At 75.4% G+C, this 25,078-nt stretch carries 19 protein-coding genes; 7 read left to right on the top strand and 12 right to left on the bottom strand.

Annotation, left to right across the window (positions count from 1 at the left end; all coding sequences use genetic code 11):
• The 4 genes from Dvina_RS27970 to Dvina_RS27955 all read right to left on the bottom strand — a co-directional run bounded on the left by Dvina_RS27970 (position 1) and on the right by Dvina_RS27955 (position 6,453).
• On the bottom strand, positions 1-888 hold the full coding sequence (locus Dvina_RS27970; protein WP_223092314.1) for an IS3 family transposase: 888 nt from the start codon (positions 886-888) through the stop codon (positions 1-3).
• Complete coding sequence (locus Dvina_RS27965; RefSeq protein WP_223092313.1) at positions 885-1,220, bottom strand: transposase; 336 nt, start codon at positions 1,218-1,220, stop codon at positions 885-887. Before Dvina_RS27965 ends, Dvina_RS27970 begins: the two co-directional genes overlap by 4 nt.
• Positions 1,221-1,977: 757 nt before the next feature.
• Complete coding sequence (locus tag Dvina_RS27960) at positions 1,978-3,237, bottom strand: FAD-dependent oxidoreductase (RefSeq protein ID WP_223092312.1); 1,260 nt, start codon at positions 3,235-3,237, stop codon at positions 1,978-1,980.
• Between the two features lie 798 nt (positions 3,238-4,035).
• Positions 4,036-6,453: a hypothetical protein gene (locus tag Dvina_RS27955; protein WP_223092311.1), complete on the bottom strand. Its 2,418-nt coding sequence runs from the start codon at positions 6,451-6,453 to the stop codon at positions 4,036-4,038.
• A 50-nt stretch (positions 6,454-6,503) separates the two neighbouring features.
• Between Dvina_RS27955 and Dvina_RS27950 the strand changes: the two genes are divergently transcribed.
• The 4 genes from Dvina_RS27950 to Dvina_RS27935 all read left to right on the top strand — a co-directional run bounded on the left by Dvina_RS27950 (position 6,504) and on the right by Dvina_RS27935 (position 9,407).
• Entirely contained in the window at positions 6,504-6,890 is a 387-nt protein-coding gene (locus tag Dvina_RS27950; RefSeq protein WP_223092310.1) for a VOC family protein, read from the top strand.
• A 621-nt stretch (positions 6,891-7,511) separates the two neighbouring features.
• Complete coding sequence (locus tag Dvina_RS27945) at positions 7,512-8,342, top strand: alpha/beta hydrolase (RefSeq protein ID WP_223092309.1); 831 nt, start codon at positions 7,512-7,514, stop codon at positions 8,340-8,342.
• A 36-nt stretch (positions 8,343-8,378) separates the two neighbouring features.
• Positions 8,379-8,741, top strand: a complete 363-nt coding sequence (locus tag Dvina_RS27940) for a tetratricopeptide repeat protein (protein ID WP_223092308.1) — start codon at positions 8,379-8,381, stop codon at positions 8,739-8,741.
• Between the two features lie 69 nt (positions 8,742-8,810).
• Positions 8,811-9,407: a hypothetical protein gene (locus tag Dvina_RS27935; protein ID WP_223092307.1), complete on the top strand. Its 597-nt coding sequence runs from the start codon at positions 8,811-8,813 to the stop codon at positions 9,405-9,407.
• 59 nt (positions 9,408-9,466) lie between these two features.
• Here the strand turns inward: Dvina_RS27935 and Dvina_RS27930 are convergent, their stop codons facing one another.
• Positions 9,467-10,657, bottom strand: a complete 1,191-nt coding sequence (locus Dvina_RS27930) for a cytochrome P450 family protein (protein WP_246655365.1) — start codon at positions 10,655-10,657, stop codon at positions 9,467-9,469.
• Between the two features lie 143 nt (positions 10,658-10,800).
• Between Dvina_RS27930 and Dvina_RS27925 the strand changes: the two genes are divergently transcribed.
• Positions 10,801-11,448, top strand: coding sequence for a hemerythrin domain-containing protein (locus tag Dvina_RS27925; protein ID WP_223092305.1), 648 nt, complete (start codon positions 10,801-10,803; stop codon positions 11,446-11,448).
• A 45-nt stretch (positions 11,449-11,493) separates the two neighbouring features.
• Here Dvina_RS27925 and Dvina_RS27920 read toward each other — a convergent pair whose 3' ends face one another.
• From Dvina_RS27920 to Dvina_RS27895, 6 genes are all read right to left on the bottom strand, one after another.
• A complete protein-coding gene (locus tag Dvina_RS27920; protein ID WP_223092304.1) occupies positions 11,494-14,772 on the bottom strand; it encodes an ATP-binding protein in 3,279 nt (1,092 codons plus the stop codon).
• Positions 14,773-14,843: 71 nt separating this feature from the next.
• Positions 14,844-15,782, bottom strand: a complete 939-nt coding sequence (locus tag Dvina_RS27915) for a ribose-phosphate diphosphokinase (protein ID WP_223105756.1) — start codon at positions 15,780-15,782, stop codon at positions 14,844-14,846.
• A gap of 191 nt (positions 15,783-15,973) precedes the next feature.
• On the bottom strand, positions 15,974-17,278 hold the full coding sequence (locus tag Dvina_RS27910; protein ID WP_223092303.1) for a glutamate-cysteine ligase family protein: 1,305 nt from the start codon (positions 17,276-17,278) through the stop codon (positions 15,974-15,976).
• 733 nt (positions 17,279-18,011) lie between these two features.
• Entirely contained in the window at positions 18,012-18,491 is a 480-nt protein-coding gene (locus tag Dvina_RS27905) for a CAP domain-containing protein (protein WP_246655364.1), read from the bottom strand.
• Between the two features lie 186 nt (positions 18,492-18,677).
• Entirely contained in the window at positions 18,678-19,946 is a 1,269-nt protein-coding gene (locus Dvina_RS27900; RefSeq protein WP_223092302.1) for a hypothetical protein, read from the bottom strand.
• A gap of 848 nt (positions 19,947-20,794) precedes the next feature.
• Complete coding sequence (locus Dvina_RS27895) at positions 20,795-23,275, bottom strand: hypothetical protein (RefSeq protein ID WP_223092301.1); 2,481 nt, start codon at positions 23,273-23,275, stop codon at positions 20,795-20,797.
• Positions 23,276-23,325: 50 nt separating this feature from the next.
• Here Dvina_RS27895 and Dvina_RS27890 point away from each other — a divergent pair, with 50 nt between their 5' ends.
• Both Dvina_RS27890 and Dvina_RS27885 read left to right on the top strand, forming a co-directional pair.
• A complete protein-coding gene (locus Dvina_RS27890; protein WP_223092300.1) occupies positions 23,326-23,634 on the top strand; it encodes a hypothetical protein in 309 nt (102 codons plus the stop codon).
• Positions 23,635-23,701: 67 nt separating this feature from the next.
• The gene (locus Dvina_RS27885; RefSeq protein ID WP_223092299.1) at positions 23,702-24,457 is read left to right on the top strand and encodes a PP2C family protein-serine/threonine phosphatase; all 756 of its coding nucleotides are present in this window, start codon (positions 23,702-23,704) and stop codon (positions 24,455-24,457) included.
• Positions 24,458-24,461: 4 nt separating this feature from the next.
• On the opposite strand, the gene Dvina_RS27880 is transcribed toward Dvina_RS27885, so the two are convergent.
• A complete protein-coding gene (locus Dvina_RS27880) occupies positions 24,462-25,034 on the bottom strand; it encodes a TetR/AcrR family transcriptional regulator (protein ID WP_223092298.1) in 573 nt (190 codons plus the stop codon).
• Positions 25,035-25,078: the final 44 nt, after the last annotated feature.

Raw genomic sequence — 25,078 nt, 5'->3', positions numbered from 1 at the left:
TCAGGCTACCTTGCTGAGCGGTGGGTCGATCCTGCTGGCCTCGTAGGCGGTTGGGCTGAGGTAGCCGAGGCTGGAGTGCCGGCGTCGGGTGTTGTACCAGCCCTCGATGTATTCGAAGATCGCCTTGCGTGCGGCGGTGCGGGTGGGCCAGGCCTGCCGGTGCACGAGTTCGGTCTTGATGGTGGCGAAGAACGATTCGGCGACGGCGTTGTCCCAGCATTGCCCGCGCCGGCCGACGGAGAGCCTGACGCCGTGGCGGTTGGCGAGCCGTGCGTGCTGGGCGCTGACGTACTGACAGCCGCGGTCGGAGTGGAAGATCAACCCGTCCGCCGGCCTGTGGCGGTGCACCGCGTCGGTGAGCGCGGCGTCGACGAGGTCGGTGCGCAGGTGCTCGGCGACGGCCCAGCCGACGACGCGGCGGGAGGCCAGGTCGATGACGGTGGCCAGGTACAGCCACCCTTCCCACGTGTTGATGTAGGTGATGTCGCCGCACCAGCGGGTGTCGACCGCCGCCGGGTCCGGGGCGAACCCACGCTGGATCAGGTCCGGACGCGCGGAAGCGGCTGGGTCCGGGACCGTGGTGACCCGCCACCGGCGTGGGGACCGGCCACGGCGGCCGGTGCCGTGCAGCAGCCGGGCGATGCGTTTGCGGCCGTGCCGCCGCCCTGCTGCGGCGAGTTCGGCGTGGATGCGCGGCGCGCCGTAGGTGCCTTTCGACGCGTCGTGGATCGCGATGATCTGCGCGGTGAGGTCCTGGTCGGCGCGGGCCCGGTCGGAGACGTGATTGCGGCGGTAGTAGGCGGACCGGGAGACCTGCAGCAGCTCACACGCACGTTTCATGTTGCGCTTGCCGGCCTGCTCCGCCTCGATGAACGGATACACGTTCACCGGGTCTCCCTCGCGAAGAAAGCCGTGGCCCGTTTGAGGATGTCGACGTCCTCCTGCAACCGGCGGTTCTCCCGCCGCAGCCGGGCCAGTTCCGCCCGTTCGTCCGACGTCAACCCACCCGCCGCCGGCGCACCCGCCGCCGAACCGCCACCGCTGCTGGCGTTGCTGTCGATCGCGGCCTGCTTCACCCAGTCCCGCACCGCGGTCTCGGTCAGATCGAAATCCCGGGCCACCTGCCGGACCGAACGGTCACCACGCTGGCACAACTCCACGATCTCGGCCTTGAACTCCGCCGTGAACGAACGACGAGGCCGAGGCCGTTGCTTGCCCATACTCTCCATGATGCTGGACATCCTCCCGAAGCCCACAGGCTCCTGATCTCAGATGTCCGTCAAAACGGGGCAGGCCCAACACCGTCCCCATCCCCGCACACCGCACCGTGCCCGCCTCCGCGCGTTGTGTCGTGTCCGCGTCCGTGCGTTGTGCCGTGTCCGCCTCCGCGTCCGCGCGCTGTGCTGTGTCCGCGTCCGCGCGTTGTGCCGTGTCCGCCTCCGCGTCCGCGCGCTGTGCTGTGTCCGCGTCCGCGCGTTGTGCCGTGCCCGCCTCCGCATCCGCGCGTTGTGGTGTGTCCGCGTCCGCGCGCAGCATCGAACCCGCATCCGCGCCCTGCATCCGCGCCCTGCACGCGCGACCGCACGCCGTGCCCGACCGGCGTCAGCTGCGCACCGTGGCCGCGTGCCGCACCGCATTGCACCCGCTGCATTGCACGCGCGCATCGCGCTGCACCCGAGCGTCGCGTCGGCGCGCCCGTGCCGTGCCGGTGTCTTGCTGTGCCCGTGTGCCTTGCCGTGCCGGTGTGTCTTGCTGTGCCCCTGTGTCCTGCCGTGCCTGCGTGCCGCGCCTCGCTCGCGTGCTGGACCTCGCTCGCGTGCTGGACCGTACCTAGCCGTCTGATGCGTCCCGTGAGCGCCGGGTGGTCGGGCCGTCGTGGCCTGAGCGGTCGGGCCTGCCGCGGTGCGGTGGCGCCTGGGCGGGGCGGTGGACGAGGCGATGGACGGGGCGTTGCGCCGGCGGGCGGTTGTGGATCTGCTACCGCTTGAGGCGTTCGGCGATCCACGGCTCGGCCAGCGCGCGCGGGGAGTCGACGAGGGACGTGACGCGGATGAACGCCGCGGCCAGGTCGGCGTCCTCGGCGGCGGCGAGCTGCAGGCGGCGTACCAGCTCCGCCGGGGCTTTGGCATTGTCGTCAAGCGGCGCCCCGTCCAGGGCCAGGTCGGCACCGACCGCGAGGGTCCATGGTGCCTCGTGCAGCTGGGCCTGGGCGGCGTGGAAGTGCTGCGGGTCGACGTCGTCCAGGAGCAGCTCGGCGGACATGGCGGCGGTCGACATGCCCTGGCCGTACACGGGGTTGAAGGCGCACGCGGCGTCGCCGATCACGAGCAGGCCGGGCGGGAGCTCGACGCGCTCGTAGCGGCGGCGGACGTACGCGGGGAAGTGGTACGTGACGGCGTCACCGACCGGGTGGCCGGCCGCGACGACCTTTGCGGTGTCCAGGACCGAGAGGCTGTCGGCGTACTGCGCGAAGCCCTCCAGGTCGCCCGGCGGGCGCTCGCCGTGGACGCCGGCCAGGGTGACGAGCACCCGGTCGTGCTCGAGGCGCTGCATGACGGAGCTGCGACGGCGGCCCGGGTAGCGGGCGGTGATCACGACGAGGTCGTCGCCGAGCAGGTCGCCGCCCCGGTCCTCGAAGACACGGGAGGCGTAGCGGAGGTCGATCGGCACCGCGTCCTCCGGCGGCGGCGCACAGCCGAACGCGGCCAGCCACTGCGGCATCCGCGAGGCCCGGCCGGTCGCGTCGACGACGAGCGACGCCGGGATCACCCGGGACCCGCCGCCGTGCCGGTCGGCGACCTGCACACCGCGGCCCGGATCGAGGCCGATGATGTCGTGCCCGTCGTGCAGGACGACGTTCGGCAGGGCCCGGACGGCGGCCCGGATCGTGTGCTCGATGAGCGGGCGGCTCGCGGTGATCGCGGTGAGGCCGAGGTCGCTCTGGCGCAGGAGGAGGCCGTTGAGGTACCACCGGGCGTTGCCGAGCACGTCCCCGCGCATGCCGCCGGCCTCGGTGAGCCGATCGGTGGTCCCGGGCAGCAGGCGCTCGATGGCCTGCAGCCCGCGCGGCAGCATCGCGTGCACGTGCCGCCCCTGGGGCGCACCCCGGCGGGCCTCGGGCCCCTCCGGCAGGTCGTCCCGCTCGAGGATCTCGATGATGTCGTACCGCGGCGCCAATGCCGCCGCCGCGAGGAGCCCGGCGACGCCGCCGCCGAGGACGACTGCGTTCTGCTTCATGCCCCGCAGCGTGGACCGGGCCCGACCACCTGTCTGCGTACTAGTACGCCTCCGCGGCGCCCATTACCGGACAGCTCATCACGTATCAGGAGGGTCCCGAAGTCGCTCAGGCCACACGCCGCACGCCGCACGCATCACCATGACCACCGCCGAGCCGCTCGCGCCCAGGCCGCGCAGCGCTCCCCACTGAGCGGCCGGGAATTATCGAATTACCGATTGCGGTAATCCACCGACGATAATCCGCACACAATTCGCGCGCCGAAGCGCCAAAAGCGGAGCGCGCCGAAGCGCCGAAGCGCGCCGAAGCGCCAAAGCGGAGCGCGCCGAAGCGCCGAAAATGCAGCGTTTCCAAGCGCCAAATGCCCAGCGTGCCGCAGCGCGACAGCGATGTCGAAACGCCACCGGGCGGGAGCGCCGTCGTGCCGCACTGCCGGGACGCCGATCATGCCGGTGCGCCGACGCGCCGCAGTGCCAGAGCGCTAACCGTGCCAGGGTGCCGCAGTGCCAGGAGTCCAACCGTGCCGGAGCGCCCGCGCGCCGAAGCGCCAGGCCGCCAGACGTGCCAGGGCGCAGACGTGCCAGGGCGCAGACGTGCCAGGGCGCCGACGTGCCAGAGCGCCGAGGGTTGCCGGAATTCCAACCGTGCCGGAACGCCAAGCCTGCCGGAACGCCAACCGTGCCGCGCCGCTGCTGCTCGGCCTGCCGCTGCTCAGCGCCGGCGTGCCGAAGCGCCGGGACGAAAATCGCGCCCCGAGCCCAACGTGCCGACGGCCTGCACATGAGGAGGAGAGGCGGAGGTCAGCCCTCGTCCATCTCCGCGACCTCGGTGATCCACGTCCGGGCGGCGGCCGGGAGGGGGGCGGCGCCCTTGGCGTACATGGCGATACCCGTGATCAGGCCCGGCCACAGCGACCCCCGCCACCGCCCCCCGAACGGCGACAGCAGCACCAGCCGCCGCCCGTTCCACCAGCCGTGCGTCTCCGTCCCCGCGCTGCCGCGGACGGTGACGTGCGTGTCGGGGAAGTCGCGGAGCAGGTCCAGGACCAGCAGCGTCGTACGCCGCGGATCCTTCGACGTGTCCACCAGCACGCCGCCGCTGTCGGAGCGCTGGACGGTGCCGACGGACTCGGGGATGGCGTCGACCGCGTCGTCGAACGGGGAGCGCACGAGCAGCTCCCCGGCGTCGGCGGCGATGCCCGCGGCCTGGAACTCGGTGCCGAGCACGTCGCCGGCCAGGCCCTCTGCGTATTGTGCCACTAGCTCCTCCGGTGGTGTCTGATCGAGCCGGACCTGCGCGCGCAGGTCCTCGAAGCCGCCCAGGGGCGACAGCAGATGCCCATGGTGTACCGCCGCGATCCCCACGGTCGCCAGCGCGCCCTGCTCACCGGCGAACGCCTCGTCGTCGGCCGCGATCAGCGCGTCGAGCCCGGCGGCCAGCAGCGGCGTCCAGTCCTGCGGCGCCGGCCACAGCCCGGCCGCGGCCAGGACCAGCACGATCCGGAACGCGGTGAGCCGGGCCGGCAGCGGCCAGCCCGACGCGGCCCCGCCGAGGCGCAGGACCTGCTGGCGCAGCCGCTCGATCTGCCCGGCGTCCATCGAGGCGACGGCGATCGCGATCTCGCCGGCGGCGTCGACGAGCGTGCGGCCGAACGCGAAGTCCAGCAGCGCCGGGCCGACGATGGCGCGCAGCCGCTCCTCCTCCGCGGCGCGGCGCTCGGCCGGTGCGGTGCCGTAGCGCTGCGTGCGCCCCGATGCGAGCTGCGAGACCGCGGCGAACAGGTTCTCGAGGTCGTCGGCGTCGCCGAACACGTCGGCGAGGTCGCGCGACTCGAGCGGCGACGGCCGGCTGTAGCGGGTCACGGCGACGGCGACGTCGCTCACGACGGCGGTGCCGAGCTGGGTGCCGTCCGCGGCCCGGATCTGCGCCGCCCGGCCCCGCAGCGTGGCCCCTTCGGCCACGTACGTGTGCAGGCGCCCCTCCGCCCCCGTCCACGGCAGCTTGACCGACGTCTCGCCGACTGTCGCGACGAGCCCGTCCGGCGCCGTCGCACCGGCCGCGACAAGGCCGGCCTCGACCCGGTCGGCGTGCAGCCGCACCGCGAGGACCCGCGCGGCGGCGGCCCCGGCCGGCTCCGGCGTGCGGACCGCGAGGCCCGGGTCGCCGAGCGCCACGTCGTGCGCCGCCGGCTCGTCCAGCAGCGACGCCGTCACCTCCTGCAGCAGCCCCAGCTCGACGTGGCCGCCCGGGTCGGCGCTCGTCACCAGCAGCGACTCGGGCGTGCACTCCAGCCCGCCCGTGACGAGCACGCCCGTGTCGCCGCTCCACCATTCCAAGAGCCCTGCGCCGTGGTACTGCCGGTCAGTCGCCGCCTGCACGAGCACTTCGCCCGTTTCGTCGAACCCGCCGACCTCGTCGAGCACGGCCGTCAGACCGGCCACGTCGCAGCGCACGCCCACCGGCACCAGCAGCCGGACCTGCAGCGCCCGCACCGCCCGGGCGATCTCCGCGAACGCCCGCCCGGCCGCGTCGAACGCCCCGGCCGCCACGCCCAGCCGGTCCGCCCCCGCGGCGAACGGCAGCTGCTCCACGAACGGGACCTCGTCGTTGACGAGCAGCAGCGGCTCGTCGGCCTCGGCCGCGTGGGGCCGGGCGCTGAGCAGGTCGGCGACCGCCGTCAGGCGCTCCACCCCGAGGGGCTCGATCCACAGCAGCTCCGGCAGCCGCCGCAGCCACGCGGCCAGGTCGGTGATCAGCGTCGGCACCGTCGCCCCGTCCGCGGTGAGGTGCGTCCACACCTCCGCGCCGAGCCCCCACCCGCCGGGCGTCGCATCCCCGGACCCGATCGACACCGTGGCCCCGTCGGCCGACGCGGCGATCACGACCCGAGCCCGGAACCCGCCACCCGAACGCGCCACGACCGGCACCGGCAGCACGTCGCGCAGGGCGGCGTCCCCGTCGCCGGGCACGGCCTCGGCCCGGGCGTCGTAGAGCACCGTGGTCCGCGCCCCACCGGCCCGCGCCTGGCGCAGGCAGCGCTCGACGAACCCGAGATCGGCCCGCCCGGTGAGCACCAGCACCTCCTCGGCCCCGGCCAGCAGCGGCCCCGGTGATCCCGGTGACGCCGGTGCGCCGGGCGTGTCGCCCCGGTCGGTGCGTGGCGTGGTCGTCTGCGTGCCGACGGCCCCCGCCGTCCACGCCGGGCCAGCTGTCAGCAACCTTCGGCTCCTCTCGGCGGCAACACCGTTGTCACATATACCTTGACGCAATGACTGTCCGCATCAGGCACATCACGATCGACTGCGCCGATCCGTACCGCTTGTCCCTCTTCTGGAGCGCGGTGACCGGCTACCAGGAGGCACCCAACGACCCCAATCTGCCCACGCATGATCAGGCGCTCATCCTCGCCCCGGACGGCTCTGCCGGCCTGCTGTTCATCCGCGTCCCCGAGCCCAAGAGCGTCAAGAACCGCGTGCACTTCGACGTGCAGCCGCTTGACGCGACCCGCGACGAGGAGGTGGAACGCGTTCTTGCCCTGGGCGCCTCTCAAGTCGACGATTTCCGACGTCCAGACGGTACCGGCTGGGTTGTCGTCGCCGATCCTGAGGGCAACGAGTTCTGCATCGAACGCTCCGCCGCCGAACGCGCAGCGTAACCCGCCGACCACCTTCAGCACCGCCCGCCCGCAGCACCGCTCCCGCCCCACCCGCCGCCGCCCCGTCCGGCGCGGCGGCCCGGGTGCTGCGGGACGGCGGCCCGGCACGCCCGGGCCGACCCCGCCGCGCGGCCGGCGGCGACCGGCCGCAGCAGCGGGTACAGATCGCGCCGCACGCGGGGCAAGTCACGCGGGGCAAGTCGCGCCGCACGCGGGGCAAGTCGCGCCGCACGCGGGGCAAGTCGCGCCGCACGCGGGGCAAGTCGGGCCGCACGCGGGGCAAGTCGGGCCGCACGGCGCAGGTCGCGCATCACGCGGGGAGAGTCGGGCTGGGCGGGGCCGGTCGCGCCGCTCGGGGGAGGTCGCGCATCACGCGGGGGAGGTCGCGCCGCACCCGGGCAAGTCGCGCCGCGCGGGACAAGTCGCGCAGGTCGCGCATCACGCGGGGCAAGTCGGGCCGCGCACGGGGCAAGTCAAGCTGCGTGGGGCAGGTCGCGCCGCGCGGGTAGGTCGCGGCGCGCCGGAGTGAGCGGGGCGGGGGCGGGCGGGCCGGGGCCGGTTCGTGGCCCGGAAACGGCCGGTGTGCTTGCGGAGGCGGGGCGGGCGGCGGACCATGCTGCCATGCAGCGCGAGGAGCGGAGCCTCACCGGCGGTGGCGGCGTGCGGATCGTCTACGACGTATGGACGCCCGAGGACGGCCCGACGGGCGTCGTGGTGCTGTCCCACGGCATGGGCGAGCACGCCCGGCGCTATGACCACGTGGTGCAGCGGCTGGGCGCCGTCGGGCTGGCGGTGTACGCCCCGGATCATCGCGGCCACGGCCGGTCCGAGGGCAAGCGGCTGCTCGCGCGGAGCATCTCGGAGTACACCCGGGACCTGCAGTTGCTCTTCGACGAGGTGCGGCGGCGGCATCCGGGGCCGGCGCCGTTCCTGATCGGGCACAGCATGGGCGCCATGATCGCCCTCGCGTATGCGCTCGACAACCAGGCCGGGCTGCGCGGGCTCGTGCTGTCGGGGACGCCGGTCGTGCCCGGCACGGGGATCCCGAAGCCCGCCATCGCCGTCGCGAAGGTCCTCGGCCGGATCGCGCCCGGCGCGCCCGTGCAGTCACTGCCGTCCGTGCTGATCTCGAAGGACCCGGCGGTGGTCGCGAAGTACGACGCCGACCCGCTCGTCCACCACGGCAAGATCCCGGCCGGCCTGGGCGGGGCGATGCTCACCCAGATGGCGGTCTTCCAGCGCCGCCTGCCCGAGCTGCGGCTGCCCACCCTGGTCCTGCACGGGTCCGAGGACGGCCTGGTCGCCGCCGAGTCCAGCCGCCTGATCGCCGAGCGGGCGGGCTCGCAGGACCTGACGCTGCACGTGTACGACGGGCTGCACCACGAGGTCTACAACGAGCCCGAGCAGGAGCAGGTGCTCGACGACCTGATCGGGTGGCTGCGGCAGCACTAGGGACTTTTCCGTACCGCGTAAACGTTAGGACATCCCATGGGAATGAACGACGTCATCGCCGAGTACCGCAGGGGAGTCCTCTACCTCGACGCCGGAGACCCGATCGAGGCCGCCAAGATCCTCGCCGCCGTGCTCGACGAGGAGCCGAGCAACGCCGAGGTGCGGCTGTGGCTGGCCCGCGCCTACTTCGCCTCGGCCCAGCTCAACCGGGCCGAGACGCACCTGCGCGCCCTGGTCGAGCGCGACCCGAGCGACCACTACGCGTGCCACCTGCTGGGCCGGACCCTGGAGCGGCAGAGCCGGCCCCGCGAGGCCCTGCCGTACCTGCGGCTGGCCGCCGCGATGTCGACGGTCCCGGAGTACACGACCGCCGCCGAGCGGGTCGCGGGCACCATCTGAGCTGGGCCGGGACATTGAGGCCGACCCGGGGGCAGCGCCCGGCGCGGTGATCGCCTACGGTGGCCACTCGTGAGGCACTATCCGTGGCGCGCACTGTTCAAGGGTGTCTGGCGTTCGCTCGTCGCCCTCGTCGTGACGACGGCCTTCGTCATCGTCACCGGCATCCTGGCCGGCGGCCCGAGCTTCACCTGGCTCGCCGCCGGCCTGGCACTGTCGCTGTTCGCGGCCGTGCCCGGCTACCTGCTGTACCGCCTCGGCGCCCCCGAGCACGCGGCCGGCAACCGGGTCGTGATGCTGCTGGTGCTCAGCTTCGCCTCGGTCCTCGGCGCGCTGCTGGTCCTGCCGGTGTACATGTCCAGGGAGGGCGTGCCGACCGACGCCCGCGTGACCCAGGTCGTGCGCGCGGTCAGCAAGGTGTCGGAGCACCGCTTCCCGGCCTACCAGGTCGCCGAGCGCGACACCGGCGAGAACCTCGGCCGCCTGCGGTTCATGAGCACCGAGCCCAAGGTCGGCGAGACGATCCGGGTCCGCAAGGACCCGCGCGGCTGGTTCAACGTCACGGTCGCCGACCCGACGGGCCGGTTCACGAAGCTGGCCGCCCTGGTCGTCGCCGTCCTCGGCATCGCCGCGTTCTTCCTGGGCGCCGGCGGCCACATGCCCGACTGAGCGCCACCTGCCCGACTGAGCGCCGGACGCCCGGCCGGGTGCCGGGCGCCCGCGCCGGTTCAGAGCGTGACGGGCAGCGCCACCGGCCCGCGGATCAGCGTCCCCGGCCGCCAGTCGACCCGGTCCGCGGGCACGGCCAGCGCCATCCCGGGGAAGGCGGCCAGGAGGTCGGTGAACGCGATCTGCGCCTCCAGCCGGGCCAGCGGCGCGCCGAGGCAGTAGTGGATGCCGTACCCGAACGCCAGGTGCTGGTTGTCGGGCCGGCCGAGGTCGAACGCGTCGGGCTCCGGGAACCGCTCCGGGTCGCGGTCGGCCGCCAGCAGTGAGATGGCCACCATGGCCCCGGCCGGGATCGTGACGCCGCCGTACGTGACCGGCTCCGTCGCCGTGCGCGAGGTCGCCGTCTCCACCGGCGACTCCAGGCGCAGGAACTCCTCGACCGCGGCCGGGACCAGCGCCGGGTCCGCCTCCAGCGACCGCCGCACGTCGGGGCGGGTCAGCAGCGTGTACATCCCGCTGCCGATCAGGTTCACCGTCGTCTCGTGCCCGGCCAGCAGCAGCAGGAACGCCATCGACGTGAGCTCGTCCTCGTCGAGGCGGTCGCCCTCGTCCCGGGTCGCGATGAGCGCACTGAGCAGGTCGCCGGCGGGCGCCGCGCGCTTGCGCCCGATGAGCCCGAGCAGGTAGCCGACGAACGCGGCGGCCGCCTCCGGCACGCCCGCGCCACCGGCCGACGCCGACGCCGACACCATCACCGACGTCCACCGCCGGAAGTCGGCCTGGTCCTCGATCGGCACGCCGAGCAGCTCACAGATGACCTGGATCGGCAGGTGCACCGCGTAGTCCTCGACGAGCTCCGCCGAGGCGCCCCGCTCCCGCAGCGACGCGATCAGGGCCGCGCTGAGCTCGCCGACGCGCGGCCGCAGCGCCTCGACCCGCCGGGCGGTGAACTCCCGGGACACGAGCCGCCGCAGCCGGGTGTGGTCCGGCGGGTCGTTGGCGAGGAGGTGGCGGGTCAGCGGGGAGCGCACCGGCTGCGCCAGCGACCGGGCGTTGTCCCCGGCGCCCTGGCGCTTCGACAGGCGCGGATCGGCGAGCGCCGCCCGGCAGTCCGCATACCGCGTGACGAGCCAGATCTCCATGCCGTTCGGCAGGGTCACCGGGCGCACGGGGGACTCCTCCCGCAGCTGCGCGTACACGGGATGGGGGTTGTTCCAGAATGCCTGAGTGAACTGCAACGGCGTCGTCACGTATCCACGGTAACGAATCGGCGGGGCGCCGGGAATCATGGACCCGTCCGTGGCCGCATGATCGGCGTGGCGGCCGCGGCCGGTGCCGGTGCCGCCAAGCCGGTGTTAAGTGCCCGCCAACCGGGCCGCCGTCAGCTGTACCCATGACGAACTCCGCACCGAACCTCGTCGGCATCACCGTCAACCACCGCTCGATGGTCGGCGACGCCCGCCGCTTCGCCCAGGTCACCCGGGACATCGCCGACGGCCGCGTCCCGGCCACGCCGGCCCGGGCGAAGGCCGTCCACCGCTACCTGGCCACGCTCTGCGACGGCATCCACCACCATCACCGGGCCGAGGACGACGTGCTGTGGCCGATCCTCAACGCCACCGCCGGCGCCGAGGTCGACCTGGCCGAGCTCACCGACGACCACGCCCAGCTCGACCCGCTCCTCGAGCGCATCCGCGCGCAGGCCGCCGCCCTCGCCGCGGCCCCGGCCGACCGGGCTGCCGCCGCCCGGCTCGCCGACTCCCTGGCCACGCTGCGGGACCTGCTGGCCGAGCACATCGAGGACGAGGAGCGCACGGTGTTCCCGGTGATCCGCCGCTACGTCTCCGGCGCCCAATGGCAGCAGGTCGAGACCGCGGTGCGCAAGGGCGGGAAGCTGGGCTTCGAGCTGCCCCGCATCGAGCGCTACGCGACAGCGGCCGAGCTGGAGGAGCTGTACCGGCTGGCCGGCCCGGTGCTGCGCCTGATGCTCGCCGCCGTCCGCCCCGGCTTCCTGCGCCGTGAGCGGCTCATCTTCGGCTGAGGCGCCGGGCCGCGGCTACATTGCGGGCGTGGCCAGGGGCCGCGGCTACATTGCGGGCGTGGCGCCGGGCCGCGGCTGCATCCAGGGCGTGGCGCCGGTCCGGGCGGCGAGGTCGGCGGCCGCCCGCAAGTGGGCGTCGGCGGGCCGGCCGAGCACGGTGGCGAGCCGGCCGAGGACCAGGTCGACCGGCGGCCCGGGCGCCGTCCCGCTGGCCAGGCCGACGAACTGCCCGGCCCACGGCAGCAACTGCTCGTAACACCGCGCGGCCACCACCGGGTCACCGAGCGCGGCCGCGTTCTCACCGCGCAGGCCCGTCATCGCCAGCCAGTAGTAGTCCTCGCGGACCGGCCGGTCCGGCCGCCAGGCCGCGCGGGCCTCGTCGAGGCGGCCCGCGTCGACGAGGGCGCGGGCGATGAGCTCACCGGCCTCGGCCTCGGCGGTGGGCAGCGTGCGCAGCGGCTCCAGCATCGCCAGCAGCGTGTGCCCGCGGCCCTGCGTGAGCCGGACGAAGAACACGCCGATCAGGCTGACGAGGGCGGCGTTGGGCTGCCCGGCCGCCTCGATGCGCTGCCCCAGCTCGGTGTAGATGCGCTCCGCCGTGGCGTGGTCGCCGGCGAACAGGGCCCGGATCGCGCCGAGGATCGCCATCACGGACAGCGTCACCCCGAGCTGCCCGGCGGTGGAGCGCTCCAGGGCCCGGTCCAGGTGCTGCTGGGCGAGGGCGAGGTCGCTGCGCTCGAGCGCGGCCTGATACAGCACGTGGTGCGCCTGCGCCTGGAAGCCCAGCAGCCCGGCCCGCTGCGCGACCTCGAGCAGCTCCGCGCCGACCGCGGCCAGGGTGTGCCGGCGCTGCGGGTTGAGCACGGCGAAGTACCGCGCGTTGAGGGCCTGGCACAGCACCGGGGCGTCGCCCTCGGCGCGGGCGATGCGCAGCGCCTCCGCGCTCGCCTCGTCGCAGCGGGCGAGCTCGTCGCCCTCCAGCTCGTAGACGAGCGCGACGAGCAGGCGGGCCCGCAGCAGCGGCGGCAGCGCGGGTCGGGCCAGGGTCCGCTCCAGGAGCTCGACGAGGGGCCTGTCGATACCGCGGGCGACCCGGATCGACCAGGCCACCGGCGCGTCGAACGAGGCCAGGGCCCGGGCCCGCCCGATGGTGTCGCCGCCGGGCGCGGCCTGCACGGCGTCCCACCGGGCGGTGCGCGCGCCGAGCATGTCGCCGGAGTTCGCGCGGGCCGACGCCAGCCCGCACAGCAGGTCGAGCCGGAGCCCGTCCGCGTCGGCGGGCTCGCCGGCGGCCGGGCGGTGCAGCGCGAGGGCGTCGAGGGCCGCCGCGTACAGCTGCGCGGCCTCCCGGTGCGCGAAGGCCGCCGCCGCCTGCCGGGCCGCCGCGGACGCGTGCCCGGCCGCCCGCCGCGCCGTGGCCGGGGTCGCCGCGGCGAGGGCGTGGTGGCCGAGCGCGGCGACGTCGTGCGGGCTGGTCCGCTCCAGCACGGCGAGGACCCGCTCGTGCAGCCGCCGGCGGCGCAGCTGCGGCATGTCGTCGTAGAGCACGTCGCGCAGCAGCGCGTGCCCGAACCGCACGCGCCCGGGCGCCGGCTCCTCCAGCAGCCCGGCCAGGACCCCGGCCTCGAGCCCGTCGAGCACCGCGTCCTCGCCCTCCGTGAACGCCGACGCGAGCACGTCGATGTCGACGTCGCGGCCGAGGATCGACGCGTGCCGCAGCACCGTCTGCGCGGGCGCGGGCAGCCGGGCCAGGCGCCGCCGCAGGACGTGCCCGATTCCGGCGGGGATGGCCCGCACCGCGTTGCCGGCCCCCTCGGCCGAGATCAGCCGGGCCGTCTCGGCCAGGAACAGCGGGTTGCCGCCGGTCCGCTCGTGCACGACAGCCGCGACCGCGTCGTCGACGGGCGCCCCGAGGTGCCGGGCCAGGACCCGCGCCGCCGCGTCCGCGCGGAGCCCGCCGAGCAGCAGCTCGCTGGAGCGCGGGCCCGCGAGGGCGGCCCGGGCCGCCTGCAGCTGCGGCTGGTCCTCCCCGGTGCGGAACGTCGCCACGACGAGCACGGCGCGGGCCGCGAGCGCCACCGCCACGTGGCGCAGGATCTGCAGCGTCTCACCGTCGGCCCGGTGGACGTCGTCGAGCACGACGAGCAGCGACCCGCCCGCACCGAGCCGCTCGCTCACCGCCCGGGCCAGCTGGAACTGGTCGAGGCCGGGCCCGTCGGCGGCCGCCGCGTCACCGGCGAGCACCTCGGCCCACGCCCACGCGGGCGGCGCGCCGTCGACCTCCGGGCAGCGCCCCCACGCGACCGGCCAGCCCCGGTCGGCCAGCGCCGCCGCGAACGCCCGCGCCAGCGTCGACTTGCCCGCGCCGGCCTCACCACCGAGCCACACGATCCGAAGACCCTCAGCCTGTACCGCGAGCGCGGCCGACATGAGCGCGGCGAGCTCCTCGTCCCGGCCGATCGCCTCCGCCCGCGCCGGGTCCGCCGGCGCGCCCGGCCGCCGCGCGGGCGCGGGTGCGGGTGTCGCCGCCGGTGCCGGTGCGGCGTCCGCGGCCAGATGGTCGGCCTGGGCCAGGACGTCGGCCTCAAGCGCCCGCAGCGCCGGCCCCGGATCGACGCCGAGCTCGTCGGCGAGGCGGTCGCGGGCCTGGCGCAGCACGGCGAGCGCGTCGGCCTGCCGCCCGGCCCGGTAGAGGGCGGTGGCCAGGACGTGCACGGCCGCCTCGCGCAGCGGGTGCTCCTGGACGTGGCGGTCCAGCTCGGGGACGACGAGCGCGGCCCGGCCCAGCCGCAGCGCGACCCGGCCGGCCGCCTCGACCCCGGCCAGGCGCAGCTCCTCGAGGCGGGTCGCCTCGGGCCCGGCCCAGCCCTCGTCGGCGAACTCGGCGTACGCGGGCCCGGCCCACGCGTCGAGGGCCGCCCGCAGCAGCCGGTCCGCGGCCCGCGGGTCGGCCTCGGCCAGCTCGCTGCCCTCGCGCAGCAGCGCCTCGAAGCGCCAGGCGTCGACCTGCTCGTCGGGCAGCCGCAGCGCGTACCCGGGCGCCGCCGACACCACCACCGTCGCCGGCGTGCGCGGGGCGCGGCCGGGCTCGAGGACGCGGCGCAGGTTCGACACGTACACCTGCAGGGCGGCCAGGGCCTTCGGCGGCGGCTCACCCTGCCACAGGTCGTCGATGAAGCGGTCCGTGGGCACCACGTGCCCGCCCGCGGCGACGAGCCGGGCCAGGACCGCCCGCTGCCGGGGCCCGCCGATGTCGGCCACCGCCCCGGCGACCCGCACCCGCAGCGGCCCCAGCACGTCGACGGTCACGGGATTGGCGCTCACTCCCGGTATCCGATCATGGACGATCGCGGCCGACAACCGAACTTCGGACATCGGACACCGGGCGGGCGCCGTCAGTGGAACAGGGAGCTCACCGACTCGCCGTTGTGGATCCGCCGCATCGCCTCCGCCATGGCCGGCGCGATCGACAGCACCCGCAGCTTCGGCACCCACTTGTCCTTGGGCAGCGGCACGCTGTTGGTGCACACGATCTCGAGGACGTCGGGCTGGTCCTGGAGGCGCTGGAGGGCGTCGCCGGTGAACAGCCCGTGCGTGCACGCGACCCGGATGCTCGCCGCGTCGCGCTCGCGGAGCTTGTCGATGAGCTCGAACACGGTGCTGCCGCGGGCGATCTCGTCGTCGAGCACGATCACGTCGCGCCCCTCGATGTCGCCGATCACGGTGCTGATGACCACGCGGTCGTCGGAGAAGCGCTGCTTGGCGCCGGCGGCCACCGGTACACCCAGCATCCGGGCGAAGGCGGAGGCGGGCTTGGCGTTGCCGAGGTCGGGCGACACCACCACGGCGTTGCCCAGATCGTGCCCGGCGAAGTGCCCGGCCAGCTCCCGCAGCGCGTGCAGGTGGTCCACCGGCACCGAGAAGAACCCGTGCACCTGCGGCGAGTGCAGCGTCAGCGTGAGCACCCGGCTGGCCCCGGCGGCGGAGAGCAGGTCGGCGACGAGGCGCCCGCCGATGGAGATGCGCGGCTCGTCCTTCTTGTCGGAGCGCGCATACGCGTAGTGCGACATGACCACCGTCGTGCGCGCGGCCGATGCCCCGCGGGCCGCGTCGAGCATGAGCAGCAGCTCGACCAGGTGTTCCTGCACGGGCGGGACGAGCGGCTGGATCAGGAACACGTCCCGTTCGCGGCAGTTGGCCTGCAGCTGCACCTCCAGGCAGTCGTTGGCGAATCGATCCACCCGGACGGGCAGGAGCGGCACCTCGAGCTGCGCGCAGATCTCCTCTGCGAGCGCCGGGTGCGCGCTGCCACTGAACACGGCGATGTCGCGCACGGACATGACTCCTCGAAGCCGGGGTCTGGTCACCCCGTTGATACCACACCGCCCTCGCGCCACCGCCGCGCCGACACCCGCCGGTGTCGCACCGTGCGCGGTCGGGGACGTCACTCGGCGTCGCCGCGGCGCGGGCGGGAGGCGCTCGCGCGGGCCCGGAGCGCGCGGGCGGCGCTCCGGGCCGGCACCGGTCAGCCCGCCGAGACGACCCCGACGCGGCGGGGGCGGCGCTGTGGGGCCTGGGGGGCGTCGTCGGCCGGGCAGCGGCCCCGCAGGACGTAGCGGTCGGCGAAGCTCGCGACGGCGTCACGGATCGGCAGCGGCGCCCGGCGGCGGGCGAGGACGGCCTGGGCGGCGGTGAAGCAGGCAAGCGCGGCGGCGGCCGTGGCCGGGTCGGCCAGCCCGTCGCGGGCGGCGCCGAGCCAGTCGCGGTGGCGGCGCAGCGGGGAGCGCAGGTGCTCGGTGGCGGCGGCCGCGGCGGCGGCGCCCTCGGGGTCGTCGAGCAGCGCGGTGACGACGGCCGCCGGGACCACCCAGTCGTCGCCGGCCTGCTGGTCGAGCATGCGCAGCTCCAGGTAGCCGCGCGGCCGCACCGGCGGGACGAGGGTGCCCAGGTGCCGCTCCAGGTCGCTCAGTGTCACCGGCCGGGGGCCGTGCCCGCGCAGCCAGTCGCGCATCGTCAGGCCGTGCGGCACGTGCCAGCGGGCGCCGGGCTCGGCGGCGGCCGGGTCGTCGCCGGCGGGGGCGACCATGGCGACCTTCGCGGCGAGGGCGTAGCGGGCCCACGCCTGGCGCGGGTCACCGGTGCGCCGCGGCGCGCGGGTGCGGCTCGCATCCGTGCCGAAGCGCAGCGCCTGGCGGTAGGAGACCCAGCGCCGCCCGGCCCGGGTGACGTGCGGCGAGTTCGCGAACGCGGCCATCATCACCGGCCCGATCGCGTCGGCCAGCCACCAGCGGCGGGTGAAGTGCGACCAGTCGTCGGCCTCGGCACCGTCGGTGCCGGCGTCGAGGCACACCTGGATCGACGCCGAGTTCGTCATGACCGTGCGCCCGCGCGCGCCCGACCGGTCGTGGTACTCGGCCAGGGCCACGTAGCGCGGGTGATCCGTCACCAGCCGCGGCCGCCGCGCCATGTCCAGGCCCGTCCCGTCCAGGTACAGCCCGTGCTCCGCGAGGACCACGCGCACCAGCGCCAGGTCGGCGGTGAGCGCGTTCGTGCAGTCCGACAGGCAGGCGCCGACCGAGCTGGACAGCTCCAGCTGCCCGCCCGGCTCGACGGTGACCACGCTGCCGCCCGGAAGCGGGCTGCCCAGGTGCGCCAGGAGCCCGAGCAGCTCGGCCGGCGCGGGGCGATGCGAGGGCCGCCGCGGATCGCGCACGCAGTACTCCAGCTCCACCCCGACCCGCCCGACCGGCCCGACCCGGAATCCGGCGGCGGCGACATAGGCGGAGGCGGTGGCTTCGGTGAGGAGGATGGCGGGTGTCGTGTCGTTCACGGCGGCCTCCCGGAAGAAGGGTGCGTGCTACCCAGAGTGGTATTACGCATGAGAAAAGTGATCGTTCAGGTGCGCGGTGCGAGGCGGTGGGGTGTTGCGGCGGGCCCGGCCGGCGGGCGGGTGCCGGGCGAGGTGCATTCAATTAGGCGGTCATCCGGCCGTCCTGTCCAGGGTTCGAGGACAACGGGCGGTGAACTCTGGATGGGAACCCGCTGGATGCCCGCCGGTTCACGGCGCTCGGCCGCGCCGGCGCCAGATCGTGCTCCGCGGGGCGGAATTCGACAGCCGCGACGGTACAGAATCGATGTTGATCGGTGTTTGCCGGTGATTTTCGCAAGCGTTTTCTCTGGTACTGCCGGTGCCAACGCCCGTCGCCGCGGTCCCCGGAAAAAGAAGTGCCGCACAAATCCCCGGCGAGTTCGCCGAGCGCTGTTTTCCGGCGTCGTTTCCCGGGCGGATCGCGCAGCGTACCGGCCGCGGCAACCGGCTGTCGCGGCCGGTGTCGACGGCGGCCGTCGCGAACGCGGTGCGGCAGCGTTACGGCATGGAGTGTTCAAACAACTACTGCGAGTTGTCAGGGTGGGAGCGTCCGGCTCGGCTGGCGCGTGTCCCGGGCAGGCTCTTCCCTGGCGGGGGTCGTTGACACCTGCGGACTCATACGAAATTCATGCCGCAGCCCGGCTCCGGGGTAGCCCGCGCGCAGCGGCGGGCCGGCGGAGCCGGGCTGGCCGGACTACCAGGGGCTCGCGAAGTCCTGGGTCCAGTAGGGCACGCCGCGGTAGTCGTACGCGACGGCCACACCCACATTGCGGAACCGGCAGTTGAGGATGTTGGCCCGGTGTCCCGGGCTGTTCATCCACGCGTTCATGACGGCCCGCGCGTCCCGCTGGCCCCAGGCGATGTTCTCGCCGTAGGCGGACCAGCTGTATCCGGCCGCCCGGACCCGGCTGCCGGGTGAGCCGCCCCCGGGCGACCCGTGCGAGAAGTAGCCGCGCCCGGCCATGTCCCGCGAGTGCTGCCAGGCGGCCCAGCTGAGCCGCGGACTTGACGACACCGGCCCGCACCCGGACCGCGCCCGCATGGTGTTGGTCAGGGCCACGACCCCGCGCACCATGCCGCTCTCGGCCCCGAACGCGGGCCCGGCCTGAATCGCCGCGCCCGCCGCGACCGCACCCGCGACGAGCGTTACGGCGACACCCTTCCGGAATCCCATCTCACCTCCACGAAGTCGGGCAGATGGCCTGAAAGTAAGCAGCCGCCGACCGTTCGTCCGCAATCCCGGCGAATCTCCCCGCGGGGCCCGGCGATGCGATATGGCGGCGCTCAGCCGCCCCGGGCCGGCCGTCCGGATTTCACCCGCTTGAGTGACATGGCGATCACATTGCGTAGCGTTAAGGTGTCAGCCGATGCCGGCGACGACCAGGCGCTCCGGCGCCACTCCGGCGGCTCGGAGCCGAGCGGTCACGGCGGTGTTCGCGGCCGTGGTGCCGGCCACGAACACCGCATGCCCCGACCAGTCGCGCCCGTCGTCGGCGAACCGGTCCCGGATCACGACCGTGCCCTCCGGAGCCAGGTCGGCCAGCCGGTACACGTCCCGCTCGACCGGTGCGGGCCAGAACACCGTCACGTCGGGCGCCCGCCGGTCCGCGCCGGAGCCGTCCCGGCCTGAGCCCGCCGCTCGATGCCCCGGACCGGTCGCCGCGCTCGCCTGCGCGCTGCCGGGCCGGGCGGTGGTGGGCTCCGCGCGGCCGGGCCGTGCTGTGCCGGGCCCCGCGGCGTCCGGGGGCGTGGTGGCGGGCCCGGCGGTGGCGGTCCGGGCGGCGCGGAGGGCGGTGAGGGCGGCGCGGATCGGGCCGACGGCGTCCCGGTCGGCGATCAGCAGCAGCGGGGCGTCGTCGTCGAGCGGCACCGGGGAGCCGGTCGGCCGGTACAGGTCAATGCGGTCACCGACCCTTGTCCGCTCGACGAGCTCGGCCCCCACCGGATCGTCGCGGTGCAGCGCGACGTGCACCTCGACCACGCCGTCGACCGCGGGCCGGTTGCCGACCCAGCACTCGCGGGCACGGCCCGGGAGCGCGGCGATACCGGCGACGGCCCGCAGGCCCGGCGGGCACGGGTAGGGCAGGTAGGTCCGCAGCGTCAGCACGGCCATGTCCGCCCGCCGCCGGTCGTGCGCGGTGACCGTCGCGCTCCAGTGGACCGGCTCGTGCCCGGCCGCGTCGACGCCGGCCTCGGCCCACCGGGCGATCAGCCGCCCGGCGTCGCGCAGGGCGGCCTCCTCGTCGGCCCGCAGCGGCGGCGCGGGCGGATTGGCCCGCAGCGCGTCGACGAGCAGGATGGCCAGGGCCTCGAGGCGCTGCGGCGGCACCCCGAGCGCGGCGGCGGCCGGCCCGAGCTCGGCGCACCGGGCCGCGACCAGGCGCGGGTCCCCGAGGTTGGCGGCCAGCCAGGTCACCGCCTCACGCACGACCTCCCGGCGCACCGCCGCATCCGCGGGCAGCAGCACCCGGAGATCGTCGATCGCGTGCCGCTGCGCGGGTGCGGCGAGGCCGGTGACCGCCTCCCAGCCCCGGACGGCGGCCCGGCCCGGCGGGTCGACGCCGGTTGCGGGCTCGAGGAGGGCGGCCGGCAGGTCGAGGCGCCCGGTGTTCGGCCCGACGAGCGCCACCGGCCGGCCGGCGCGGCCCGGATCAGGACCGGTCGGGGGCGGCAGCCGGCCGGTGCCGGGATCGGTGAACCAAGGCGGCGGACCCGGGCGGCCGGTGGCCTGGGGCACGGGCGGCGGGGACGGGCGGGTGTCCGCTGGGGTGTCCGCCGGGCCGGGGGTCGGCGGCGGCGGACTCTGCGGTGATGACCTCGGGGGCTGAGCGGGCCCTTGAGCGGGCGGCGGTGGCGGCTGGCCCGACGCCGGCGGTGCGGCGGGCTGTCCCGGCGCCGGCGGTGCAGAGGGTTGAGCCGGCGCCGGCGGTGCAGAGGGTTGAGCCGGTGGCGTGGGCCGGGCGGGCGCTGCCGGCGCGTTCGGTGCGGTGGGTTGACCCGGTGCGGCGGGTGGTTGCGGGGTTGGGCCCGGCGGCGTCGCCGGTGCTGTCGGGGCGTTCGGTGCGGTGGGTGGTTGCGGGGTTGTGGCTGGCGGCGTCGCCGGGTGTGGGGTGGCGGGCGGCGGCGGGGTTGCAGGCTGGGGGAGGCGGGACAGGATCTGGAGCAGGGCCCGGTCCATGGCTGTCTCGGCCCGGGTCAGGAGGGTGGTGAGGACCTGCTGGAGGGTGGCGGCCGAGGTCGGGGCGCCCGGAAGCGGGCCGTCGGGTGGCAGGAGGGGCGGGGTCGACGGGGTCAGAGCCGCGCCCGGAGCGGCCGGTGCCGACGGTGCCGCGGGTGCGGTCGGTGCGGCCGGGCCGGGCGGGGCTGGAGCTGGTGGTGGGGTGGTGCGGACCAGGGGCGGGTCCGGGGGGACGGGGGCGGAGCCGATCGTGGTCACCGTTTGAGTCTCGGCGGGCGGCGTGGTTCGCGGCGGCGGAACTACGCAGATGCCGGTGCGGAGGTGCGGGGCGGGGTGGTGCTCAGGGGGAGGAGGTCGTCGAGGGCGGTCCGGGCGCCGAAGCGGTACGCGCGGGCGTAGTCGGCCGGCGGCAGGGCCGCGCGGAGAGCGGCCTCGGTGGCCGCCCGGGCCGGCTGCTCGCAGGCCGGGGTCGGTGCGGAGATCTCGTGGCGGAGGGCGTCGGCGGCGGCCAGCAGGGCGGTGGCGTGGGCGGGGTCGTCGGCCCGGCGGCGGCACTCGGCCAGGGCCTCCAGGACGCTCGCGGTGCGCCAGCGGTCGCCGACCCGGCGGTGGATCGTCAGGCTCGCCCGGAGGCGCTCGGCGGCCGCGGGGAGGCGGTCGTCGGCCAGCTCGACGCGGGCCAGCAGGTCCTGAGCCCACGCGACGCCCTCCGGGAACCCGAGCTCCGTGAAGCCGGCCAGGGCGTCGTCGAGGTGGCGACGGGCGGTGCGCCCGTCGCCCCGGTAGTGGGCCACGGCGCCCAGGTGGGTGAGGCAGGAGGCGGCGGATTCGGCGTCGGCCAGGTCACGGAATGCGGTGAGGCTCGCGGCGAGGAGCTCCGCGGCCGCGTCCAGGTCGCCGGACAGCCAGGCCGTGGCCCCGGCCAGCTGGGTCGCGCGGCCCTCACCCCAGGCGTCGGCGGCCTTGCGGTACAGCTGCCGGGCCTCGTCCAGATGGGCGCGGGACGTCTCGTAGCGGGCCCGTTCCCGCTCGACGCTGCCCAGGAGGGTGAGCAGCGGGCCGCGCTGGGCCGGATCGTCGCCGGAGGTGAGGGGGAGCGCGCGGTGGGCCAGGGCGGCCGCGGCCGGGTAGTCGCAGGCCAGCATCGCGAGCGTGGCCGCGGCGCCGAGCGCGGCGACCCGGGCCGGGGCCGGGGCGTCCGGGCGGCGGGCAAGTGCGTCGGTGAGCCAGCGGCGGCCCTGGGAGTATCCGCCGGTGAAGTGCTGGAACGGGGCCATCGCGGCGGCCAGGCGCAGGTCGGTGTCGAGCGCGGGCCCCGGCTCGGCGGCCAGGCGGACCAGGGCGGCGCGAAGATTGTCCTGCTCCACGGCCAGGGTCCGCAGCCAGGCGCGCTGGTCCGGGCCGCGGATGCCGGCCGCCGCCCGCTCGGCCAGGTCGAGGTGGAACGCAGCATGGGCCCGGTGCGCGGCGGCCGCCTCGTCGGGGTGCTCGGCGAGGCGGGCGGCGGCGTACGCGCTGATCGTCTGCAACATCCGCCCCCGCGCAGCCCCGGACTGCCCTCCGCCCACCGGACCTGGCCGCTGCGACAGGCCGCCAAGCGCCGCCTCAGCCGAACGCTGCGGACCCGCCCCGCCCGAACTGCCCGTGCCCGCCCCGCCTGCGCCGCCCGCGCTGCTCGCGCCGCCCGCCGCTGAGTCGGCTACTGGCGAGCCGGACGGCGGCGTGCGGTCCGAGTCGTGCGCTGCGGAGCCGGTCGACGGCGGGCGTTGCGGGGTGATTGGCGCCGGGCCGGACGGTGGCGTGGGTCCGGAGGCGGGCGGTGGTGGGTCGGCCGGGCGCGGGTGGGGTGCGGCGGCGCGGTCCGGTGGTGGGAGTGGGGGTTCGGGGGTGGTCAGGAGGGAGCGTTCGGCCAGGGCCTGCAGGAGGCCGGGGCGGTAGGCGGGCAGCGTCGCCACGGCGGCGGGGTCCCAGCCGCCCTGGAAGACGGCGAGCTGGCGCAGGAGGGCCTGCTTGTCGGGGGAGAGCAGCTGGTAGCTCCAGTCGAGGGCGGCCCGCAGGGTGCGGTGATGCGCGGGGCCGGGGGCCTTGGCGTCGGCCAGGACGCGGAAGCGGTCGGCGAGGAGGCGGTTGACCTCGGGTACCGACAGGAGGGCGGCGCGGGCCGCGGCCAGCTCCACCGCGAGCGGCAGGCCGTCGAGGGCGGCGCAGATCGCGGCCGCGGCGGGGCGGTGGGCCGGTGGCAGCGGGTGGCCGGTGCGCTCGAACATGCGGGTCTCGAACAGGCGCAGCGCGCTCGCCGGGTCGAGGGGGTGGATGCCGAGGACCGTCTCCGCGGGCAGGCCGAGCGGCTGCCGGCTCGTCGCCAGGATGCGCAGGGCCGGGCGGGCGTCGAGCAGGTGCCCCGCGAAGCGGGCGACCGCGGCGGCCGCGTGCTCGCAGTTGTCGAGGATGAGCACCGGCGGTACCCCCGCTGCGTCTGTCGCGTCCAGGGCCGCGAGCAGCGTCTCGAACGGCGTCCGGTCCGGGCGCCGGGCCACACCCAGGCTGTCGAGGACGAAGCCGGCCGGGTCCTGATCGTCCATTGTCGACAGATCGAGGAACCGGACCGGGCCCGGCGCGGCCGCCCCGACCGCGACGGCCACCCGGGTCTTGCCGCTGCCGGCCGGGCCGACGAGCGTGACGAGGCGGCCCGGGGCCAGCCGGCGCGCGGCCAGGCGCACCTCGGCGTCCCGCCCGATCAGGGAGCTCAGCGGGGCCGGAAGCGCCGCCGCCGGGTCCATCCGGGCACTGTACCGCCGCCCCGCCCGCCCCACAGGTAGCGTGGTGGCCGATGGCATTCCTTGTTGAGATGCCCGACGGCGGGTTCATCGAGGTCGAGGAGCGCGACGACCTCGACCTGCCGGAGGGCGCGTGCGGCGTGCTCGGCGCCTCGCCGCTGGAGGGCACCACGCTCATCACGTTCGGCGCGGCGGTGCGGACCGGCCTCAGCGTGGAGGAGCAGGACGACTTCGCCGACTGGCTGTACGACCGGGTGGTGCTGTTCGCCGAACTCGGCGGCCAGGTCGACGGGTGGTCACCGCGCGACGACGGAACGTGGATGATCCACGCGTACGCCGGGGACAGCGACGAACGTCACTGATTCGCGCTGAACGGACGATGAACGGTGGGCCACCCGGGCGGCCGGACACCGGATACCCTGGCCGACGATGACGATGACGATCGAGGTCTCCGGGGCCGGGCGCCAGCTCAGCGTCGGGGCCGCCACGGAGGTCGGCCGGCGCTACCCGGCCAACTTCGACGTGCTGCACGCCGCCGAGCTGCACCGCCGTCCGGGGCTGTGTGCGGTTGTCGCCGACGGGATGGGCGCCGGCGAGGGCAGCCGCACCGCTGGGCGGATGGCCGTCGACGTCTTCACCGCCGCCGTGCAGCAGCACCGCGGCCCGTTCGAACCCACGCCTCTGTTCGCCGCGGTCGCCGACGCCCAGCGCCGCGTCCGCGCGGCCGGGCAGGAGCTGCGCGAGCTCACCGGCTGCACGCTGACCGCCCTCGTCGCCGACGCGACGGGCGCCTGGGTCACGCAGATCGGCGACAGCCGGGTGTACCGCCTGCGCGGCGGCCTCCTGGAGCTGCTCACCGTCGACCACACCGCGGCCTGGCTCGGCGCCGTCCACGGCTGGTATCCGGCCGACTCCCCGCAGGCCGCCGCCGCCCGCTACCAGCTGCACCGGTTCATCGGCCACCCGGGCCTGCCGGAGCCGGACGTGCTGAGCGTGACGATGTTCCCCGGCGACGTGTACTGCCTGTGCACCGACGGCATCGCCGAGCAGGTCCCGTACCAGCTCATGGAGCGCACGCTCGGCTCGGGCGCCCCGCCGGACGTGATGGCGTCCGAGCTGGTCGCCGCGTCCCTGGAGGCGGGCGGCCGCGACAACGCCACCACCGTCGTGGTCAAGGTCGCGTAGCGGCTCAGAAGCTCGCGGCCACGATCCGCACGGCCGCGCTGAGGTCCTGGGCGGTCGGGGCGTCGTCGGCGTCGATCAGCACCTGGGTCAGCACACCGCTGATGAGCGCCTGGTAGAACGAGCCGACCAGGTCGGCCTTGGCCGGCTCGGCCGCGCCGTCGATGCCGTGGAACACCTGCGCCCACAGCCGCCGCGCGCCGCGCATCCCCTCCACGAGCATCCGCTTGACCGGTTCGGACTGCTCGGCCTGCAGGAACGCGTCGAACGTCGCCAGCATCAGCGGCCGCTGGCTCTTGACGCTCTCGATCATGTGCTCGAAGTACCGCTCGAACCGCTCCACGCCGGTCAGCCCGTCGGCCCCGGCCGTCATGATCGCGTTCGCCAGCGACAGCCCCCACGCCTCGACGGCGCGTTCCAGGGCGGCGGCCATCAGGTTGGCCATGCCGCCGTAGTGGTAGCCGATCGAGCCGAGGTTCGTGCCCGACGCCTCGACGATGTCGCGAGCGGTCGTGCTGGCGTACCCCTTCTCGAGGATGCAGCGGACCGCACCCTCCAGGAGGTCCTCGCGATGTCCCATGAGAGCCGATCCTAGGTCTTATACGGCTGTGCTACACGAACGTT

The organism is Dactylosporangium vinaceum (assembly GCF_019904175.1).
Lineage (GTDB): Bacteria > Actinomycetota > Actinomycetes > Mycobacteriales > Micromonosporaceae > Dactylosporangium > Dactylosporangium vinaceum.
Note: the sequence above shows the minus strand (reverse complement) of the source record. Positions and strands in the feature narration are given on the sequence as shown.

Bases quoted from the DNA above. Each gene is read 5' to 3' on its own strand.
- Dvina_RS27960 (WP_223092312.1), bottom strand. From the start codon at position 3,237: ATGAAGCAGAACGCAGTCGTCCTCGGCGGCGGCGTCGCCGGGCTCCTC.
- Dvina_RS27950 (WP_223092310.1), top strand. From the start codon at position 6,504: ATGACTGTCCGCATCAGGCACATCACGATCGACTGCGCCGATCCGTAC.
- Dvina_RS27895 (WP_223092301.1), bottom strand. From the start codon at position 23,275: ATGGACCCGGCGGCGGCGCTTCCGGCCCCGCTGAGCTCCCTGATCGGG.
- Dvina_RS27885 (WP_223092299.1), top strand. From the start codon at position 23,702: ATGACGATGACGATCGAGGTCTCCGGGGCCGGGCGCCAGCTCAGCGTC.
- Dvina_RS27940 (WP_223092308.1), top strand. From the start codon at position 8,379: ATGGGAATGAACGACGTCATCGCCGAGTACCGCAGGGGAGTCCTCTAC.
- Dvina_RS27880 (WP_223092298.1), bottom strand. From the start codon at position 25,034: ATGGGACATCGCGAGGACCTCCTGGAGGGTGCGGTCCGCTGCATCCTC.
- Dvina_RS27890 (WP_223092300.1), top strand. From the start codon at position 23,326: ATGGCATTCCTTGTTGAGATGCCCGACGGCGGGTTCATCGAGGTCGAG.
- Dvina_RS27965 (WP_223092313.1), bottom strand. From the start codon at position 1,220: ATGGGCAAGCAACGGCCTCGGCCTCGTCGTTCGTTCACGGCGGAGTTC.
- Dvina_RS27925 (WP_223092305.1), top strand. From the start codon at position 10,801: ATGACGAACTCCGCACCGAACCTCGTCGGCATCACCGTCAACCACCGC.
- Dvina_RS27945 (WP_223092309.1), top strand. From the start codon at position 7,512: ATGCAGCGCGAGGAGCGGAGCCTCACCGGCGGTGGCGGCGTGCGGATC.
- Dvina_RS27905 (WP_246655364.1), bottom strand. From the start codon at position 18,491: ATGGGATTCCGGAAGGGTGTCGCCGTAACGCTCGTCGCGGGTGCGGTC.